Below are 18106 nucleotides of genomic sequence, written 5' to 3'. Positions count from 1 at the left end.
CCGGCAATCTGATCGACGCCCCGCGCACATGGAGCCGGCGTCTCGTCACGAAGACATTCCCGCGCGCGCCGTGTCGCGACGATGCCGGCCGTGCGGTTCGATGGCGCGTCCATCGCGATAGTCACGCCCCCGATTCTTCCCGCGCGCCGCGTTCATGCCGCGCGTTGTTTTTTTGATTTAATCAGAATCAGGATCGTGGCGTTTTGCCTTTTACCTCGGCCAGTCATGCGAAATGGGATACAGACTTTGTATTTAACAAGTAACATACCGGCCTGGCGCTTCCAAGCTGGCGGTGATCGCAGCAACTTCTTCTGTCTTTTTTGAGTACGAGTATGAGTCCTGATTTACGCGCCACGGTCGTCCAGCTCAACGCCGGCCTGCGCATGATCAATAGCGCGCTCGAGCACCTGCGACAGCATCTGGAACCGCATCAAGAAACCGGCTGGCGGCTTTCGGAAGAAGGTTGGATCCTGGTCACGCCCGATGGCCGCAAGCTGCAATTGGGCAATGCCGAAAGAGCCCTTCTGCTGGCCCTGGCCCGCCATCCGACACGCCAGATGCGGCGCGACGAACTGGTCGAGACCATCAACGACACGCTGGAATCGAACCACTACAACACCGCCGCCCTGTCGGTGATGATCAGCCGCCTGCGCAAGAAGGCGGTCGCCGACGGCGTCGACCTGCCCTTGCACGCGGTCCGCGGACAGGGCTATGCCCTGTCCAGCCACATCGACACCGCCCAGGCCGCGCCACCCGCCTCTGGCCGGCCTCCGCTGGAATGAAGCGGGAATAAAAGCAAAAGGCAAAAACAATAAAGCAAAAGCAAAAAGGGCCACCCGCTTGGGTGGCCCTTCTCACTTTTCTGGTGCCGCTTGCCGGATTCGAACTGGCGACCTTTTCATTACGAATGAACTGCTCTACCAACTGAGCTAAAGCGGCGAAACCTGGACTCGTTGCGCTGGAAAAATAACCAACTTCCGATCCGTCCCGCCGACCCGACCGTTCTGGCATCGCTGCCAGGCACCGTTCGTCAGGAGCCCGCAACTATAGCACAACAAATTTGCTTGCGTCACTCTTTCGGCAAATTTATCCGACGAAACGGGGCAACGATGCTCGAGGAAAAAACCAGGGCGTCGCGCGGCCTTATATCCAGGCGCCGGCATATTCATTCATATGATATATATAACTAACCGCCCTCTTGCGGTACAATCCCGCACTGATTCCGGAACGTGTTGTATGAATAGCCTGTCTCCTCTCGTCATGCCGCTGGGCAGCCCTTTGTATGAACAGATCAAGCATGCCTTGCTGACGGCGCTGGCGCATGGCGAATGGAAGCAGGGAGACGCCATCCCGCCGGAGAAAGCGCTGGCGGAACGTTTCGGCGTATCGATAGGCACCTTGCGCAAGGCCATCGACGAATTGGCGGCGGAGAATATCCTGGTGCGCCACCAGGGCCGCGGCACCTACGTCGCGGTGCATACCCGCAACCCGCATTTTTTCAAATTCTTCCGCGTCGTGCGCCAGGATGGCAAGAAGGCCTATCCCACCACGCAACTGATGCGCTTTCGCCGCGCCCGCGCGACGGCCCTGGTGCGTGAGAAGCTGGGCCTTGCCAGCGGCGCGCACGTCTTCGAATTCAACAACGTGCTGTCGCTCAACGGCGACGTCGTCATGGTCGACGACATCTGCCTGCCCGAAGCCCTGTTCCCCGGCCTGACCGAGCAACAGTTGCGCGACCGCCCCAGCACGCTGTACAGCCTGTACCAGGATGCCTTCGGCGTGAACGTCATCGGCACCGACGAACGCCTGCGCACCGGCTTGGCCGACGCGGCCCAGGCCCAATGGCTGGGCGTGGCGGAAGGCGAACCGCTGCTGCAGATACGCCGGGTCGCCTATTCCTATCACCGCATGCCGGTGGAATGGCGCATCTCGCACGTGAACACCGAGGCCTATGAATATCTGGGCCAGGAGCACGTGACGAACAACTGAGAACGCGCGAGGCGCGCCGGCCATGGCCAGGCGCCCCTATGCGCGAGTTTCTCAAGTTGTACGTTGTCGTATAACTTAAAGCTTCTCCGCCACCCCATTTTTTTACAAGCATCGCGGGCGTAATCGGTTTATATTGTGTGGCGTCAGCACGAAGCCTATGCTCTCTACCCGGCTTCAAGTTGTACGATGACAAACATATCGAGAACCGCCCAGGAGACGCAGGTCCCCATGCAAGCCAAGCCCGCCCCCGTCTATATCCGCATCCACGACGACGACAACGTGGCCATCGTCGTCAATGACGGCGGCCTGCCCGCCGGCACCGAATTTCCCGACGGCCTGGTCCTGCGCGAGCACGTGCCGCAAGGCCACAAGGTCGCGCTGCGCGATCTCGCTCCCGGCGACGCCATCGTCCGCTACCACGTGACCATCGGCTATGCCGCGCAGGAACTGCCGCGCGGAAGCTGGGTCAACGAACGCGTGACCACCATGCCCGCCGCCCCCGGCCTGGCGGACCTGCCCATCTCCACGCGCGTGCCGCCGCCCGCGCCGCCGCTGGAAGGCTATACCTTCGAAGGCTATCGCAATGCCGACGGTTCGGTGGGAACCCGCAACATCCTGGCCATCACGACCACGGTGCAATGCGTCTCGGGCGTGGTCGAACATGCGGTCAGGCGCATCCGCGCCGAGCTGCTGCCGCGCTATCCGAACGTCGATGGCGTGGTGGGCATCGAGCACACCTACGGCTGCGGCGTCGCCATCGACGCGCCCGACGCCATCATTCCCATCCGCACCCTGCGCAACATCAGCCAGAACCCCAATTTCGGCGGAACGGCGATGATGGTCAGCCTGGGCTGCGAAAAACTGCAGCCCGACCGCCTCCTGCCGCCGGGCAGCATCCCCCTGCTCGACCGCGGCAACCGCGTCGACACCGTCACGCTGCAGGACGAGGCCCACGTCGGCTTCGAGTCCATGGTGACGCACATCATGCAGACGGCCGAACGCCATCTGGAAACGCTGAACCAGCGGCGCCGCGTCACCTGTCCGGTCTCGGACCTGGTGGTCGGCGTGCAGTGCGGCGGCAGCGACGCCTTCTCCGGCGTCACGGCCAATCCCGCGGTCGGCTTCGCCAGCGACCTGCTGGTGCGCGCCGGCGGCACGGTGATGTTCTCGGAGAATACGGAAGTCCGCGACGGCATCGCCCAGCTCACGGCGCGCGCCGCCACGCCGGAAGTGGCCGAAGCGCTGATCCGCGAGATGGACTGGTACGACCGCTACCTGCAACGCGGCATGGCGGACCGCAGCGCCAACACCTCGCCCGGCAACAAGAAAGGCGGCCTGTCCAATATCGTCGAGAAGGCCATGGGCTCGATCGCGAAATCGGGGCACTCCGCGATTTCCGGCGTGCTCGCGCCCGGAGAAAAGCTCAAGACCAAGGGCCTGATCTACACCGCGACGCCCGCCAGCGATTTCATCTGCGGCACGCTGCAACTGGCCGCCGGCATGAACCTGCACATCTTCACGACCGGCCGCGGCACGCCCTATGGCCTGGCCGAGGTGCCGGTCATCAAGGTGGCGACGCGCGACGACCTGGCGCGGCGCTGGTTCGACCTGATGGACGTGAACGCCGGCAGCATCGCCACCGGCAAGGCCACGATCGCCGACGTCGGCTGGGAGCTGTTCCACTACATGCTGGACGTCGCCAGCGGCCGCAAGAAGTCGCGCGCCGAAGCCCTGGGCCTGCACAACGCGCTGGCGCTGTTCAACCCGGCGCCGGTGACCTGAGCACCAGCCAGGCCGATCTCTCAGCCGGCCACCCGGCCGGCTAGGATTACTCGCCCGATCACTCCGCCGTCAGCTTGCGCGACAGTTCCTTGGGCAGCGGAAAGGCGACGCTTTCCTCCAGGCCGGGCATGGTGCGCACCGACACCGCGCCCAGTTCCTTGACGCGGTCGATGACCTGCCGCACCAGCACCTCGGGCGCCGAGGCGCCGGCCGTGATGCCGATGCGCTTGCGCCCTTCCAGCCAGGCCGGCTCGATGGAGGCGGCGCCGTCCACGAGATAGGCGGCCACGCCCTTGCGTTCGGCCACTTCGCGCAGGCGGTTCGAATTCGAACTGTTGGGGCTGCCCACGACCAGCACCAGGTCGCATTCCGGCGCCAGCACCTTGACGGCGTCCTGGCGGTTCTGGGTGGCGTAGCAGATGTCGCTCTTGCGCGGTTCGACGATATTGGGGAAGCGCGCCTTCAGGGCCCCCGCCACCGCCGCGGCATCATCGACCGACAGCGTCGTCTGCGTCACGTAGGCCAGGTTCTCCGGGTCCGCGACCGACAGGGCCGCGACGTCCTCGACCGTCTCCACCAGATGCATGCCGCCCGCCGCCTGGCCCAGCGTGCCCTCGACTTCGGGATGGCCCTTGTGCCCGATCATCACCACTTCGCGGCCCGCGCTGCGCATGCGCGCGACTTCCACGTGGACCTTGGTGACCAGCGGACACGTGGCGTCGAAGACGCGCAGGCCGCGCGCCTCGGCCTCGGCGCGCACGGCCTTGGAAACGCCGTGGGCGGAAAACACCACGATGCCGCCCGCCGGCGCGTCGTCGAGTTCGTCGATGAAGATCGCCCCCTTGCCGCGCAAGTCTTCCACCACATAGCGGTTGTGGACGATCTCGTGACGCACGTAGATGGGCGCGCCGTGCAGCTCCAGCGCGCGCTCGACGATGTCGATGGCGCGATCCACGCCCGCGCAAAAGCCGCGCGGCTGCGCCAGCAGGACTTCGGCGTCCAAGGCGGTGACCGTGACGGCGGCGCGCATCACAACACCCCCAGGATTTCGACGTCCAGGCGCAGGGCCGTGCCGGCCAGGGGATGGTTGAAGTCGAACACCGCGCCGGTGTCGTCCAGGCTCTTGAGGATGCCCGAATAGCGGCCGCCGTTAGGGGCCTTGAATTCGACCAGGTCGCCCGGTTCGAAGGTGGCGTCGGCGCCCGCGTGCTCGGCCAGCATGGCGCGCGTGACGCGCTGGATCAGGTCCGGGTTGCGGTCGCCGTAGGCCTCGGCCGGCGCCAGCGTGGTGCTGAAGACGCTGCCCTCGGGCTGGCCCAGCAGCGCGGCCTCCATGCCGGGCGCCCACTGGCCCATGCCCATCTGCAGGGTGGCGGGCCGGCCGCTGAAGGTATCAGCGAAGGTGGAACCCTCGGCCGGGCCGGACGCCAGCACGATGCGGTAGTGCAGGGTCAGGTAGGAGTCCGGACGGACAAAAACTTGCGTGGAGTCGGCTGCGGCGCTCAAGGTCTGTCACCGTTAAGGCGGAAAGCAAAACAGTGATTTTAAAGCTTTCTTCGAAATGCTTTTTCCGATGCTTTTCCGATGCTTTTTCCGGCCGCGAGCCGCTTTGCCTTCCTGCCGCCTCCTCCTTCTCCTCGCTACCGCACTTCCTGCCATCAGGATCCTCATCAGACATCCGAAATGCCACCCGACATATCGCCTGCCCAACCCTCGGCCACGTCCACCGGACAGCCCGACGAACAATCCGCCCACCAGCCCCGCGAACGGCTGCTGCGCGAGGGCCCCGCGGCGCTCAACGACGCCGAACTGCTGGCCGTGGTGCTGCGCACCGGCCTGCCCGGCCGGCCGGTCATGGCGCTGGCCCAGCAGATCATCCACCACTACGGCGGCCTGCGCGGCCTGCTGGCGGCGGCGCCCGAAACCCTGCGGGCCACCCCGGGGCTGGGCCCCGCCAAGACCTGCCAGGTCCTCAGCGTGCTCGAACTGGCACGCCGCGCCATCCACGAGGAACTGGCGCACGGGCGCGCGCTGGACCAGCCCGACCGCGTCAAGCAATATTGCGTGACGCTGCTGGGCCACCAGAAGGTCGAACACTGCCTGGCCCTCTACCTGGATACCGGCCTGCGCCTGATCGCCACCGGCGAGGTGTCGCGCGGCACGCTCACCAAGACCGCCGTCTATCCGCGCGAGATCGTGCGCGACGCCCTCCGGCACCATGCAGCCGCGCTCATCCTGGCCCATAATCACCCGTCCGGCCGCGCCGAACCCTCCGAGGCGGACCTGCGCCTGACCCGCCACGTCCGCCGCGCCCTGGCCCTGGTGGAAATCCACCTGCTGGACCACCTGATCGTGGCCGGCGGCGCGGTGATGTCGCTGGCGGAACACGGCAAGCTCGGATAGCGCTTGCCCTGTGTCCGCGATCCGGGCTAGAATCGTGAGTTACTTTTTGGATACGTGGCCTCTTGCCGTCCCCGCCACCGAGATGACGCCACCGAGATGACGCCACCGAAATGATGGCAGGCAAGCGACGGCAGGCAAGCGCAAAGCACCCGCGCCGGCTGGCGACCCGCCCAACCCCTGAGGAAGAAAATGAAAGAAAACACGCACCCCGAATACCGCGAAGTGGTGTTCCTGGACGTCCAGACCGGCAAGAAGATCATCACCCGCTCGACCATCGGCACCCGTGAAACCATCGACCTCGATGGCAAGACCTACCCGCTGTTCAAGTGCGACGTGACGTCGGATTCGCACCCGTTCTACACCGGCGCGCAAACCCGCATCGTCGAAACCGGCCGCGTGGAAAAGTTCCGCGCCCGTTTCGCCCGCACCACCGGCGCCGCCAAGCCCGGCGCTGCTGCCTGATAGGCAAGGCGCACGCGCAAAAAAGCAGCCTGCGGGCTGCTTTTTTTATCGCCGCGCCGCCGGGAGCGCAAGGAAAGCCCGGCGGACGGCGAATGGGGCGAGCCGCGCGGCGTAAAGCCGGCGGGCCGGACACCGGTCGTCACGACTTGGGGGTCCGTACCGGGTTTTTACGCAGCGAATGTCGATTTCGGTTACTTTTGTCCGCCCAGCTTTCGCTTGCAGAGGCGCAGCCCAAGAGACTATCCGGTAAATTACGTACGTGTCACCAATATCGCGAACCACGCCGGCACGGCTGACCGCCCCCGCCACCGTCAAACTCCCCCGCCTGGTCCTGCTCGGCCTCGCGCTGGCCTACATCGTCGCGGGCCTGTTCATGCGCGACCCGTGGAAATCGGACGACGTCGTCGGGCTGGCGACCATGCTGACCGCGGTGCGCGACGGCGCCTGGCTGCTGCCACAGGTCGGCCACCTGGCGCATGCCGAGGAAGGCCCCCTCATCACCTGGGTGGGCGCCGCCTCGGTCAAGCTGTTCGGTCCCTGGATAGGCGATATTTCCGCCGGCCGCCTGCCCAACCTGCTGTGGTTCGGCATCACCACCTGCTGCGTCTGGTACGGCACCTACCTGCTGGGCCGCCGCGCCGAGGCGCAGCCGCTGGCCCTGCCCTTCGGCGGCGAGCCCACGGTGCGCGACTACGGCCGCATGCTGGCCGACGCCGCCCTGCTGCTGTTCCTGGCGACGGTCGGCATCCTGCAACGGGTACACGAGACCTCCGAGATCCCCGCCATCATCGCCGGCCAGGCCGCGGTGTATTACTCCCTGGCCCGCATGCTGGACCGGCCCTTGACCGGCGCCATCACGCTGGGCCTGTCGCTGGCCGGCTGCTTCCTCACGCGCGGCTGGGTCGGCGGGGCGCCGACCATGCTGGCCGCGCTGCTGGCCTTCTACCCGCGCAGCGCGCTGTGGTCGCGGCGCCGCTGGCTGCCCCTGGTGGCCCTCGTCGCCGCCGTGCTGATCCTGGCATGGTGGATACCCGCCACCCACGCCAGCGAATACTGGGTCCGCAACTGGAAGCTGTGGAACCTGAACAATTTCGACTGGCCGGACGCGCCCGACCTGCTGCGCACCCTGCGCGACCTGCCGTGGTACCTGTGGCCGACCTGGCCGCTGGCGCTGCTGGCGCTCTGGCGCTGGCGCGCCTGGTGCTTCTCGCCGCACGTCTGGCTGCCCTTGTGCCTGATGATCTGCGCCGTGCTGCTGCTGATCTTCATCGACGAGCCCAGCGAATCGGAATTCGTGATGCTGTCGGTGCCCTGCGCGGTGCTGGCGGCCTTCTCCCTGCCCACCCTGCGCCGCGCCGTGGTCAACACCCTGGACTGGTTCGCGGTGATGTGCTTTTCGCTGACCGCCGCGACGGTCTGGCTGGGATGGGTCGCGCTGAATTTCGGCATTCCGCCCAAGATCGCCCATAACATCGCGCGCCAGACCACCGGCTACGTGCCGGAGATCTCCTGGCCGGCGACGATGCTGGGCCTGCTGGTCACCGCGGGCTGGATCGCCCTGGTCATCTGGCGCCTGCGCGTGCGGCCCACCGCCCTGTGGCGCGGCACGGTCATGTCGGCGGCGGGCCTGGCCTCCACCTGGATACTGCTGGTGCTGCTGTGGCAGCCCCCGGTCGACTATGCGCGCAGCTATCGCCAGGCGTCGCACGAGCTGGCGGCCGCCATCGCGCAGAACGTGCGGCCCGGGGAATGCATACGCGGCCTGGGCCTGGGCAACGGCCAGCGCGCTTCCTTCCTGGTCTTCGACAACCTGAATTTCCCCTACGACAGCAAGTGCACCGTGGTGCTGCAACAGACGACGCGCAACAGCCTGAAGGACGGCACCGCCGCCTACAGCGACGGCGCCGAAGTACTGTGGCAAGGCGGCCGCGTGGCCGACCGCACGGAAGTCTTCCGCCTGCTGCGCGTCCGTCCCCTCCCCGCCGCCAGCCGATGAGCGCGTCCATTCCGCAGGCCGCCTCCTTCGGCGCGGCGCTGCGCGCCATCGCGCGCCAGGCCTGGCCGGTCCTGATCAGCCAATGGGCGGGCATCGCCTTCGGCGTACTCGACACCGCCATGACGGGCCACGCCAGCCCGGACGACCTGGCGGCGATGTCGCTGTCGGCGTCGGTCTACATCACCGTGTTCGTCGGGCTGATGGGCGTGGTGCATGCCCTGATTCCCATCCTCGCCCAGCACTACGGCGCCGGCCGCGCGGACGAGGTCGGCGCGACCTGGGGCCAGGGGATATGGCTGGCCCTGGGCCTGTCCGTGGTGGGCGCGGCCCTGATGCTGTTCCCCGATGTGTGGCTGTCGCTGTCCGGCGACGTCGCGCCCGAGGTGCGCGCGCGCATCGCCTCCTATCTGCGGGCCCTGGTCCTCGCCTTGCCGGCGGCGCTGGTGTTCCGCACCGTCTACGCCCTGGGCACCGCCGTGTCGCGGCCCAAGCTGGTCATGGGCATCAACCTGGCCGGCGTGGCGCTGAAGGCCTTGCTGAACTGGGTGCTGATCTACGGCAAGCTCGGCCTGCCGGCGCTCGGCGCCACGGGGGCCGGCCTGTCCAGCGCCATCGTTTCCTGGGTCAGCCTGGGCCTGGGGTTGTGGATGCTGCGGGCCGACCGCTACTACGCCCGCTTCCACCTGCGCCTGGGGCGGCCGCGCTGGGCGCCGCTGAAGGAGTTGCTGCGGCTGGGCCTGCCCATGGGCGGCTCCTACCTGGTCGAGGTCTGCGCCTTCACCTTCATGGCCCTGCTGGTGGCGCGCGAAGGCACGCTGGTCAGCGGCGGCCACCAGATCATGTCCAACCTGGCGGCGCTGTGCTACATGATGCCGATGGCGCTGGGCGTGGCGACCGCGGCGCTGACGGCCCAGGCCATCGGCGCGCGCCAGCCCCGCCTGGCGCATCGCACCGGGCTGGCCGGGCTGGCGCTCGGGCTGATGGGCGCGGTGCTGACGGCGCTGGTGCTGTGGACGGGACAACCGCTGATCATCGCCGCCTACACGGACAATCCGCAGGTGGCCGCGGTGGCGGCCAGCCTGCTGTACGTCATCCCGGTCTTCCATCTGTTCGACGCCATGCAGTGCATCAACAGCTACCTGCTGCGCGCCTACAAGGTGGCGGTGGTGCCCCTGCTGCTGCAGGTGCTGGCGCTGGGCCTGTTCGGACTGATCGGCGGCTGGTGGCTGGGCTTCGGTCCCGGCGCGGGCGGCCTGGACTGGCTGCGCGACGCGCTGATTCCCGACTCGCCGCGCGGCGCCGGCACCATGTGGCTGATGGCCATGGCGGGCCTGGCCCTGTCGGCCGTGCTGCTGCACGCCTGGTACTGGCGCATCGTGCGGCGCACGCTGCGGGCGCCGCCGCCGGAGGCGGCAGCGGCTTGATGCGGCCGAAAGCGGCAGCGGTCTGAATGGACCGGCAGCCGCAGCGGCCTGATTCAGCCGGCGGCCGCAGCGCCCTACCTTAGTAAACCGGCGTCACCAGCGGCTTGCCCGCGAAGAAGCACTCGGCGTTCTCCAGGAACTTGCGCACCGACGCGTCGATGGCCTGCGGCGAGATGCCCGCGATGTGCGGGGTCAGCACGGCGTTGTCGAAACCGAGCAGCGCCGCAGGCGGCGTCGGCTCGTTCTCGTAGACGTCCAGGGCCGCCGCGTGCAGACGGCCGTCGCGCAAGGCCTCGGCCACGGCCTCCGTGTCCACCAGCGTGCCGCGCGCGATATTGACCAGGACGCCCTGCGGTCCCAGGGCATCGAGGATGGCGCGATCGACGATGTGGTACGTCGCCGCGCCCCCGGGCGCCGCCACCACGAGGAAATCGGACCAGCGCGCCAGGCTGGCCAGGTCCTCGAAATAGGCGAAGTCGACGTCCTCGCGGCGGCGCCGGTTGTGGTAGCCGATCTCCATGTGGAAGCCCAGCGCGCGGCGCGCGATCTTCTTGCCGATGGCGCCCATGCCCAGGATGCCCAGCCGGCGGAAGGACACCTGCGGCGGACGCGGGATATCGTCGCGCCAAAGGCCATGGCGCACGCCGCCGTTCAGAAAAGGCAGGCGGCGCACGGCCGCCAGGAGCAGCATCATGGCGTGGTCGGCCACCGCGTCGTCGTTGGTGCCGGCGGCGTTCGACACGGGAATGCCGCGCTCGCGCGCGCGGTCCACCGCCACGTTTTCATAACCCACGCCGACCGTGGAAATCAGCCTCAGCTTCGGCAGGCGGTCGATCTCGCTGGCGAGCAGGCCATTGGTGCCATTGGTCAGGACCACCTCGATTTCATGGCCGCGCGCCGCGATCTGCGCTTCGCCGTTGCGGCGGTCCGCGCCCAGTTGCGCGTTCGGCGCGTAGATCATGTCGAAGCGTTCGGCGACCAGGGCGCGATGTTCTTCCGACAGGAACACCAGCACCAACAACACGGGTTTCATGTTTTTCCCATTCCTTCAGAAACGATGTTCGATCCCGGAAAGCCGGGACGCCGGCGCCTGCCCAAGGCGGGGTCCGGGCGGTCCGGCGGCCGCCCGGGCATATGACGGGCTTATAACGATACCGAGGCCTATAACGATACCGTTGTCATCCCCCTTGCGATACCGTCGCCGTCGCCATCACCCTTGCGGCGCGCCGGCGGCTCATTCCACCTTGGCGCCGGAGGCGCGCACCAGGTTGCCCCATTTGACGATCTCCGCATCGATCAGCTTGCCGAACGCCGCGGCGCTGTCGCCGGCCGGCGTCGAGCCCTGGTCGGCCAGCGTCTTCTTCACGCTCGCCTCGCCCAGCACCGCATTGATGGCCTTGTTCATCTTGTCGACGATGGGCGCCGGCGTGCCGGCGGGCGCCCAGACGCCGTTCCACAGCACGATTTCGTAGCCGGGCAAGGTCTCCGCCACGGCCGGGACGTCCGGCAGCCGCGGCGAGCGCCGGGCGGTCGTCACCGCCAGCGGCCGCAGCTTGCCGCTGTCGATGAAGGGCAGCACCTCGACCAGCGGCGAGAACACCGCCTGTATCTGCCCGGACAACAGATCCATGTTGGCCGGCGCGCCGCCCTTGTACGGCACGTGCTGCATGTGCAGGTGCGCCATCTCGTTGAACAGCGAGCCGGACAGGTGCTGCGAGGTCCCGTTGCCCGCCGAGCCGTAATAAACGGGCGTCTTGCTGTCGCGCGCGTAGTCGATGAAGGACTGTAGCGAGGTCACGGGCAGCTTGGTGTTGACCATCAGGACATTGGGGATCAGCGACACGCGCGAGACCGGCTGCAGGTCCTTGCGCACGTCCAGCGGCATGTTCTTGTACAAGGTCACGTTGGCGATCAGCGTGGTGGTCGAGAACAGGAAGGTATAGCCGTCGGCGGGCGACTTGGCCACGTGATCCGCGCCCAGGTTGCCGCCCGCGCCGGCGCGGTTTTCCACCACCACCGGCTGGCCCAGGTAGTGCGGCAGGCGCTGCGCGATCAGGCGCGCGGTCGAATCCGTGCTGCCGCCCGGCGCCAGCGGCACCACCAGCGTCACGGGCCGCGCCGGCCATGTATCGGCTGCCTGGGCGGCCTGGGCCGACTGCAACGCCGCGGAACAGAACAAGGCCGCGCACGCGGCCGCGAGTCTGCTTGTCATTTTGTCTCCTCCGGCGGACTATCGTGTCCGCTCTGTCAGGTACATCGCTCGGATACGCCACGAATCGCGGCCGCCGGCGGTCCGGCATGGCTGGCCGGCGGCCGCGCGCGGCTTCAACGCTGTCCGTCGCCGACGCTTATCTTGTCGGCGCGCAATCCGCCCAGCCGCTCGTGCACGCGCGTGCCGGTGGACACGACCAGCGCATACAGCAGCTCGTCGGGCCGGGGACTGTCGATGGCGCCGACGTCCATGGTGGTGAAATGACTGCGCACGTAGGCTGCTTCGATGTGATGCATGGGAATCTGCAACCGCGTCCCCGCCGACGCCACCACCTTGGCCGCCGGCACGATGGACTTGGCCTTGGGCAACTCCGCGCGCATGGACCAGCCGCCCGCCTCGTGCCAGATGGCGCCATGCTCCAGCTCGCCGGCGAGGCCGACGATGGCCCCCTTGCCGTAGGCCTCGACCTTGTCGGGCCCGCCCACCGCGGCCAGCAGCTCGGGCACGATGGCCTTGGCCAGCACCTTGGCGTCCTCCACCAGGCCGGACAAGTCCTCCACGTAGCGGCCGGCATAGGGATTCTTCAACACCACGGCGATGCTGGCCATCCTGATCGGCTCGCCGCGCGGGGGACCGCCCTCGTGGTAAATGGATTCGACGGTCAGCAGTTTCTTGCGGATTTCCACGGGCATGTCTCTGGCTCCTGGAGATGTGAGTGAATGGATGAAGGAAAGCGGGCGAGCCCGCCGATGGTCATTGGGGCGTCAATTTCGCGTCCGCGAAAATCTTTCCCCACTTGTCGATTTCGGTATCGATCACCTGCTTGAACTGCGCCGCGGACGAATAGCGCACGGCGAGTCCGTTGGCCTTGAATTGCTCGCGCAGCGCGGCCTCGCCCAGCGCATGCCGCAAAGCCTCGTTGACGCGCTGCACGATGGCGTCGGGCGTTCCCGCCGGCGCGGCCATGCCGAACCACACGGTCAGGTCGTAACCCGTCAGGCCCGCCTCGGACAGCGACGGGATGTCGGGCGCCAGCGCCGAACGGGCCTTGCTGGTCACCCCCAGCGCGGTCACCCGTCCGGCGCGCGACTGCTGCAAGCCGTTGACCATGTCGGCGATCGTGAAATCGATGGTGCCGCCCATCAAGTCCGTCATGGCCTGCGGCACGCCTCGATACGCCACCGGCGTGGCCTGGAAGCCGCCCATGGCGACGACCTGCGCCGCGCACAACTGCGCGCTGCCCGAGCCGTAGCCGTAGGACAGCTTGCCCGGATGGGCCTTGGCGTACTTCACGAGGTCCTGCACGTTCTTCACCGGCAGGTCCGCGCGTGTCACCAGCATGAAAGGCGCATCCGCCACCAGCCCGATCGGGGCGAAGTCCTTGCGCGGGTCGTAAGGCAGCGAACGGAAGGCGCTGACATTGCTGGCGCCGGTGCTGACGCCCACCATGAACAAGGTATAGCCGTCCGGCTCCGAACGGGCCGCCGAAGCGGTGCCCACCAGGCCGTTGGCGCCCGCCCGGTTCTCCACCACGATGGGCTGCTTCAATTCCTGGTTCAGGCCCTGCGCCAGGCTGCGCGCCACCACGTCGGTAATGCTGCCCGGCGGAAACGGCACGATCAGGCGTATCGGTTTTTCCGGATAGGCCGCGCCGGCCAGCAGGGGCGCGGCGCAAAGCAGGACCGCAACGAAACGTCGCAACATCGAAATCTCCTCGTCGTTTTCACGACCTTCCCGGCGGCCTCATGCGGCTCGCGACGCGCGCGGCGTGATGCATGGCGCCTGGAACGGGAAGGTCTTCTTTTTATTGATGCACTCGCGTCTCGCGCGAACGGAACCGCGCGCCGCGCTTACTCGCCCGGCTTGGCGCCGAACTCGGCGCCGGCCCAGCGTTCGATGTGGCGGATGACCTCGACGTTGTCGCGCGGGCCGTCGCCTTGCGACAGCGCGAAGGCCAGGAACTGGCGCGCCGCCGGATTGACCCGCATGGGCACGCCCAGCTTCTCGGCCTCGTCCAGGCACATCTTGACGTCCTTGTGCAGCAGCTCGGTCGTGAAGCGCACGGGAAAGCTCCGGTCCAGGACGCATTGCGGGATGCGCTCCAGGGTGGCGAAGGAGCGGCCGCTGGAAACGTTGATCACGTCCAGCAGCGTGCGCGGGTCCAGGCCCGCCTTGACGCCGTAGACCAGCGCCTCGCAACTGGCGATCATGCTGGTGGCGTACAGGGTGTTGTTGATGATCTTGGTGGTCTGGCCCAGGCTGGCGTCCTCGCCCAGGTAGAACAGGTTCTTGCCGATCGTGCGCAGCACCGGCTCCATTTCCTCGAAGGCCGCGCGCGGACCGGCGGCCATGACCGCCAGCGTGCCCTTTTCCGCCGCCACCGTGCCGCCGCTGACCGGCGCGCCTATCGTCGTCACGCCGTGCGCCGACAGGATCGCCTCCACCTCCTTGGTGACCGACGGCCCGGTGGTCGACATGTCGACCACGATGCGCAAGCCCCGGACGTCCGCCAGTTCGAGCGCCACTTCGGCCACGATGGCCGGCATGGGCAGGCACAGGAGCACGACCGGCGCGGCGGCCGCCAAGGCGCGCACGCTGTCCACCCCGCGCGCGCCGGCCTGCACGGCGCGCGCCTGCGCCGCGGCCGAACGGTCGTGCACCAGCAGCTCATGGCCCGCGTCGAGCAGGCGCTGCGCGAAGTGCCGGCCGATATTGCCTACCCCGATCAAACCCAGTTTCATTTCCGTCTCGCTCCAACGATGCGCGGGGATGCCGGACCGGATCCCTCTGCCGGCATCCTAGGCACCGGTGCCGCCGGTGGCGAGTGCTGAATCGGCGGTGGGGTATAGCCTGAAGCTAATCGCTTGTTGCCTCGGGGCGGCGGCAAAGGCATACACTGTCGGTCGAAACAGCACAGTCAGCCCAACATTCCGCGGTTTTCGCGACCCGCCCCATTGTGACCAACACGCCCTTCTCCTCCCTGCCCCTCCTGCCCGCCTTGCTGGACAACCTGCAAGGCCTGGGTTTCGAACACATGACGCCGATCCAGGCGCAGAGCCTGCCGCTCATCCTGGAAGGCCGCGACCTGATCGCGCAGGCCAAGACCGGCAGCGGCAAGACCGCGGCGTTCGGCCTGGGCGTGCTGCAGAAGCTGGATGCCGGCCGGCTGGTCCCGCAAGGGCTGGTCGTCTGCCCGACCCGCGAACTGGCCGACCAGGTGGCCCAGGAACTGCGCCGGCTGGCCCGCCTGATTCCCAATGTCAAGATACTGACCCTGTGCGGCGGCGCCGCCGCGCGTCCCCAGGCCGAATCGCTCGCCCGCGGCGCGCACCTGGTGGTGGGCACGCCCGGCCGGCTCCAGGACCACCTGGAACGCGGCAGCCTGGACCTCTCCGGCCTGGACACTCTGGTGCTGGACGAGGCCGACCGCATGGTCGACATGGGCTTCTACGACGACATCGTCGCCATCGCCTCGCATTGCCCGGCCAAGCGCCAGACCCTGCTGTTCTCGGCCACCTACCCCGACAACATCCGCAAGCTCAGCGCGCGCTTCCTGCGCAATCCGGCCGAGGTCAAGGTGGAAGCCCTGCACGACGCCAGCCGCATCGAACAGATCTTCTACGAGATCGGCGAAGACGAAAGGCTGGAAGCCGTGTCCACGCTGCTGACCCACTTCCGTCCGGTCTCCACGCTGGCGTTCTGCAACACCAAGATCCGCAGCCATGACCTGGTCGAACACCTGCGGTCCCAGGGCACCAGCGCCCAGGCCCTGAACGGCGACCTCGAACAACGCGAGCGCGACGAAATCCTGATCCAGTTCGCCAACCGCAGTTGCGCCGTGCTGGTCGCCACCGACGTCGCCGCCCGCGGCCTGGACATTCAGAACCTGGGCGCCGTGATCAACGTGGACGTGACCAAGGACACCGAGGTCCACGTGCACCGCATCGGCCGCAGCGGCCGCGGCGACCAGAAAGGGCTGGCCCTGAGCCTGTGCTCGCCGGAGGAAATGCGCTGGGCCAACCTGATCGAGGAATACCAGGGGGCGCCCCTGAAATGGGCGGACATCAAATCGCTGCGGCCCAAGGCCGACCGGCCCTTGCGCGCGCCCATGGTCACGCTGTGCATACAAGGCGGCAAGAAGGACAAGCTGCGTCCCGGCGACCTGCTGGGCGCCCTGACCGGCGACGGCGGCCTGGCCTTCGAGCAGGTGGGCAAGATCAACATCACCGAATTCAACGCCTACGTGGCCCTGGACCGCCAGATCGCCAAGCAGGCGTTTTCACGCATCTCCGGCAGCAACATCAAGGGCCGCCGCTTCCGCATGCGCTTCCTGGAGGAATTCTGAGGGGGAGACCGCGGCCTCGCTCGCCGCGCGGCCCGTCACGACGCCTTGCGCAATAGCTCGATGAACTTGTCGGCGTGGCTGCGGCCGGTATCGAAGACCGAGCGCACGATGCTGGGCTGCAAGGGAATGTCCTCCGCCAGCGGCAACACCTGGATGCCGGGCCAGGCCATGCCGGCCATGGTGAACTGGTCGACCACGGCGACGCCCGCGCCGGCGCGCACCAGGCTGCACGCCATGTCGGTCTGGTGGATGTAGACGGACACCCGCATCGCCACGCCCGCTTTTTCGAAGGCCGAGGACACCAGTTGCCCGAAGGGAATGCCGGGATGATGCGCGATCAGCGGATAGCCGCCCAGATCGGCCAGGCTGACCCGCCGCTTGCGCGACAGGGCGTGGCCGCGCGGCGCCACGCACACCATGCGTCCCTCCAGAAACGGCTCCACGCGCAGGTTGGGATGCTCGATGGGCAGCACCGAAATCGCCAGGTCCACTTTCTTGCTCAGGACTTCCTGCGCCATGCCGTTGAGCAGGGTCTGGACGAAATTCACCTGGATATTGGGATACTGGCGCACGAATTCGGTGATCGTGGCGGCCACCACGCCGCGGCTGAGAGCAGGGCTGCAGGCGAGGTTCAGCGTGCCCGACTGCCCGCTGGCCAGGCCGCGGGCGAACTCGTCGATGCGCAGCACGTGCTCATAGCAGTGGTTGACCTCCCGGTACAGGGCCTCGGCTTCCACGGTGGGCACCAGCTTGCCCTTGACGCGGCGGAACAGCGCCAGGCCCAGCGTGCTTTCCGTGTGGGCGACGATGCGGCTGAGAGCGGGCTGCGAGGTGAACAGCAGCCTGGAAGCGCCCTTGATGGAGCCGGTCAGCATGACGGCCCGGAACACCTCCATCTGGCGCAGGCTGAATCGCATGGAGCCCCCTCCCGGCAATCCGGCCGCTCAGACCTTCAGGAAATGCTCGCGATAATAGGCCAGCTCGGCGATCGATTCGTAGATATCGGCCAGCGCCTCGTGCCGGCTTTTCTTGTCGAAGCCGCGGTAGACCTCCGGGCGCCAGCGGCGCGCCAGCTCCTTCAGGGTGCTGACGTCGAGGTTGCGATAATGGAAGAACTGTTCCAGGCGCGGCATGTAGGCGAACATGAAGCGGCGGTCCTGGCTGATGGTATTGCCGCACAGCGGCGACTTGCCCGCCGGCACGTGCCTGGCCAGGAATTCCAGCAGGATGTCCTCGGCCTGGGCTTCGTCGACGGTCGAGGCCTTGACCTTGTCGATCAGGCCGCTCTTGCCGTGCGTGGACTTGTTCCAGTTGTCCATGGCGTCGAGCAGGCTGTCGGGCTGGTGCACCACGATGACCGGTCCTTCGGCCACCACGGTGAGGTCGGGTTCGGTCACGACCACCGCCACTTCGATGATGCGTTCCTTTTCCGGATCCAGGCCGGTCATTTCCATATCCAGCCAAACCAGGCGGTTCTCGTTCAGAGCCATATA

17 protein-coding genes and 1 tRNA gene are annotated in these 18106 nt (G+C 67.3%); 8 read left to right on the top strand and 10 right to left on the bottom strand.

Going from position 1 to position 18106, the window contains the following annotated elements; all coding sequences use genetic code 11:
- Positions 1-332 precede the first annotated feature (332 nt).
- On the top strand, positions 333-782 hold the full coding sequence (locus CAL29_RS09350; protein WP_094852594.1) for a helix-turn-helix domain-containing protein: 450 nt from the start codon (positions 333-335) through the stop codon (positions 780-782).
- Between the two features lie 81 nt (positions 783-863).
- On the opposite strand, the gene CAL29_RS09345 is transcribed toward CAL29_RS09350, so the two are convergent.
- A tRNA-Thr gene (locus CAL29_RS09345) sits at positions 864-939 on the bottom strand.
- A gap of 297 nt (positions 940-1236) precedes the next feature.
- Here CAL29_RS09345 and CAL29_RS09340 point away from each other — a divergent pair.
- Positions 1237-1989, top strand: a complete 753-nt coding sequence (locus tag CAL29_RS09340; protein ID WP_094852593.1) for a GntR family transcriptional regulator — start codon at positions 1237-1239, stop codon at positions 1987-1989.
- Positions 1990-2217: 228 nt separating this feature from the next.
- Positions 2218-3771 carry a galactarate dehydratase gene (garD, locus tag CAL29_RS09335; RefSeq protein WP_256977275.1) on the top strand — a complete coding sequence of 518 codons (1554 nt, stop codon included), beginning with the start codon at positions 2218-2220 and terminating at the stop codon, positions 3769-3771.
- Between the two features lie 58 nt (positions 3772-3829).
- Here the strand turns inward: garD and ispH are convergent, their stop codons facing one another.
- Both ispH and CAL29_RS09325 read right to left on the bottom strand, forming a co-directional pair.
- Complete coding sequence (ispH, locus tag CAL29_RS09330) at positions 3830-4801, bottom strand: 4-hydroxy-3-methylbut-2-enyl diphosphate reductase (RefSeq protein ID WP_094852591.1); 972 nt, start codon at positions 4799-4801, stop codon at positions 3830-3832.
- On the bottom strand, positions 4801-5277 hold the full coding sequence (locus tag CAL29_RS09325; RefSeq protein ID WP_094852590.1) for an FKBP-type peptidyl-prolyl cis-trans isomerase: 477 nt from the start codon (positions 5275-5277) through the stop codon (positions 4801-4803). The genes ispH and CAL29_RS09325 overlap by 1 nt, the downstream gene beginning before the upstream one ends.
- A gap of 177 nt (positions 5278-5454) precedes the next feature.
- Between CAL29_RS09325 and radC the strand changes: the two genes are divergently transcribed.
- From radC to CAL29_RS09305, 4 genes are all read left to right on the top strand, one after another.
- Positions 5455-6174, top strand: coding sequence for a RadC family protein (gene radC / locus CAL29_RS09320; RefSeq protein ID WP_094852589.1), 720 nt, complete (start codon positions 5455-5457; stop codon positions 6172-6174).
- Between the two features lie 189 nt (positions 6175-6363).
- On the top strand, positions 6364-6636 hold the full coding sequence (locus CAL29_RS09315; RefSeq protein ID WP_094852588.1) for a type B 50S ribosomal protein L31: 273 nt from the start codon (positions 6364-6366) through the stop codon (positions 6634-6636).
- Between the two features lie 259 nt (positions 6637-6895).
- Entirely contained in the window at positions 6896-8632 is a 1737-nt protein-coding gene (locus tag CAL29_RS09310; RefSeq protein ID WP_094852587.1) for an ArnT family glycosyltransferase, read from the top strand.
- Entirely contained in the window at positions 8629-10056 is a 1428-nt protein-coding gene (locus tag CAL29_RS09305; protein WP_094852586.1) for an MATE family efflux transporter, read from the top strand. Before CAL29_RS09310 ends, CAL29_RS09305 begins: the two co-directional genes overlap by 4 nt.
- Positions 10057-10135: 79 nt before the next feature.
- On the opposite strand, the gene CAL29_RS09300 is transcribed toward CAL29_RS09305, so the two are convergent.
- The 5 genes from CAL29_RS09300 to CAL29_RS09280 all read right to left on the bottom strand — a co-directional run bounded on the left by CAL29_RS09300 (position 10136) and on the right by CAL29_RS09280 (position 15009).
- The gene (locus CAL29_RS09300; protein WP_094852585.1) at positions 10136-11089 is read right to left on the bottom strand and encodes a 2-hydroxyacid dehydrogenase; all 954 of its coding nucleotides are present in this window, start codon (positions 11087-11089) and stop codon (positions 10136-10138) included.
- A 201-nt stretch (positions 11090-11290) separates the two neighbouring features.
- A complete protein-coding gene (locus tag CAL29_RS09295) occupies positions 11291-12268 on the bottom strand; it encodes a tripartite tricarboxylate transporter substrate binding protein (RefSeq protein WP_094852584.1) in 978 nt (325 codons plus the stop codon).
- 113 nt (positions 12269-12381) lie between these two features.
- Positions 12382-12960: an amino acid synthesis family protein gene (locus CAL29_RS09290; RefSeq protein ID WP_094852583.1), complete on the bottom strand. Its 579-nt coding sequence runs from the start codon at positions 12958-12960 to the stop codon at positions 12382-12384.
- 61 nt (positions 12961-13021) lie between these two features.
- On the bottom strand, positions 13022-13972 hold the full coding sequence (locus CAL29_RS09285) for a Bug family tripartite tricarboxylate transporter substrate binding protein (RefSeq protein WP_094852582.1): 951 nt from the start codon (positions 13970-13972) through the stop codon (positions 13022-13024).
- Between the two features lie 146 nt (positions 13973-14118).
- A complete protein-coding gene (locus tag CAL29_RS09280) occupies positions 14119-15009 on the bottom strand; it encodes an NAD(P)-dependent oxidoreductase (RefSeq protein WP_094852581.1) in 891 nt (296 codons plus the stop codon).
- Between the two features lie 215 nt (positions 15010-15224).
- Between CAL29_RS09280 and dbpA the strand changes: the two genes are divergently transcribed.
- A complete protein-coding gene (dbpA, locus tag CAL29_RS09275; RefSeq protein ID WP_094852580.1) occupies positions 15225-16613 on the top strand; it encodes an ATP-dependent RNA helicase DbpA in 1389 nt (462 codons plus the stop codon).
- Positions 16614-16648: 35 nt separating this feature from the next.
- Here the strand turns inward: dbpA and CAL29_RS09270 are convergent, their stop codons facing one another.
- The gene (locus tag CAL29_RS09270; protein ID WP_094852579.1) at positions 16649-17530 is read right to left on the bottom strand and encodes a LysR family transcriptional regulator; all 882 of its coding nucleotides are present in this window, start codon (positions 17528-17530) and stop codon (positions 16649-16651) included.
- Positions 17531-17557: 27 nt separating this feature from the next.
- Positions 17558-18103, bottom strand: a complete 546-nt coding sequence (orn, locus tag CAL29_RS09265) for an oligoribonuclease (protein WP_094852578.1) — start codon at positions 18101-18103, stop codon at positions 17558-17560.
- Positions 18104-18106 lie beyond the last annotated feature (3 nt).

This window comes from Bordetella genomosp. 10, from assembly GCF_002261225.1.
Classification (GTDB): domain Bacteria; phylum Pseudomonadota; class Gammaproteobacteria; order Burkholderiales; family Burkholderiaceae_B; genus Bordetella_C.
The sequence above is the reverse complement of the archived record's forward strand: the minus strand, read 5'-3'. Positions and strand labels throughout refer to the sequence as shown.

Bases quoted from the DNA above. Each gene is read 5' to 3' on its own strand.
- CAL29_RS09350 (WP_094852594.1), top strand. From the start codon at position 333: ATGAGTCCTGATTTACGCGCCACGGTCGTCCAGCTCAACGCCGGCCTG.
- CAL29_RS09340 (WP_094852593.1), top strand. From the start codon at position 1,237: ATGAATAGCCTGTCTCCTCTCGTCATGCCGCTGGGCAGCCCTTTGTAT.
- garD (WP_256977275.1), top strand. From the start codon at position 2,218: ATGCAAGCCAAGCCCGCCCCCGTCTATATCCGCATCCACGACGACGAC.
- ispH (WP_094852591.1), bottom strand. From the start codon at position 4,801: ATGCGCGCCGCCGTCACGGTCACCGCCTTGGACGCCGAAGTCCTGCTG.
- radC (WP_094852589.1), top strand. From the start codon at position 5,455: ATGCCACCCGACATATCGCCTGCCCAACCCTCGGCCACGTCCACCGGA.
- CAL29_RS09315 (WP_094852588.1), top strand. From the start codon at position 6,364: ATGAAAGAAAACACGCACCCCGAATACCGCGAAGTGGTGTTCCTGGAC.
- CAL29_RS09305 (WP_094852586.1), top strand. From the start codon at position 8,629: ATGAGCGCGTCCATTCCGCAGGCCGCCTCCTTCGGCGCGGCGCTGCGC.
- CAL29_RS09300 (WP_094852585.1), bottom strand. From the start codon at position 11,089: ATGAAACCCGTGTTGTTGGTGCTGGTGTTCCTGTCGGAAGAACATCGC.
- CAL29_RS09295 (WP_094852584.1), bottom strand. From the start codon at position 12,268: ATGACAAGCAGACTCGCGGCCGCGTGCGCGGCCTTGTTCTGTTCCGCG.
- CAL29_RS09290 (WP_094852583.1), bottom strand. From the start codon at position 12,960: ATGCCCGTGGAAATCCGCAAGAAACTGCTGACCGTCGAATCCATTTAC.
- CAL29_RS09285 (WP_094852582.1), bottom strand. From the start codon at position 13,972: ATGTTGCGACGTTTCGTTGCGGTCCTGCTTTGCGCCGCGCCCCTGCTG.
- CAL29_RS09280 (WP_094852581.1), bottom strand. From the start codon at position 15,009: ATGAAACTGGGTTTGATCGGGGTAGGCAATATCGGCCGGCACTTCGCG.
- CAL29_RS09270 (WP_094852579.1), bottom strand. From the start codon at position 17,530: ATGCGATTCAGCCTGCGCCAGATGGAGGTGTTCCGGGCCGTCATGCTG.
- orn (WP_094852578.1), bottom strand. From the start codon at position 18,103: ATGGCTCTGAACGAGAACCGCCTGGTTTGGCTGGATATGGAAATGACC.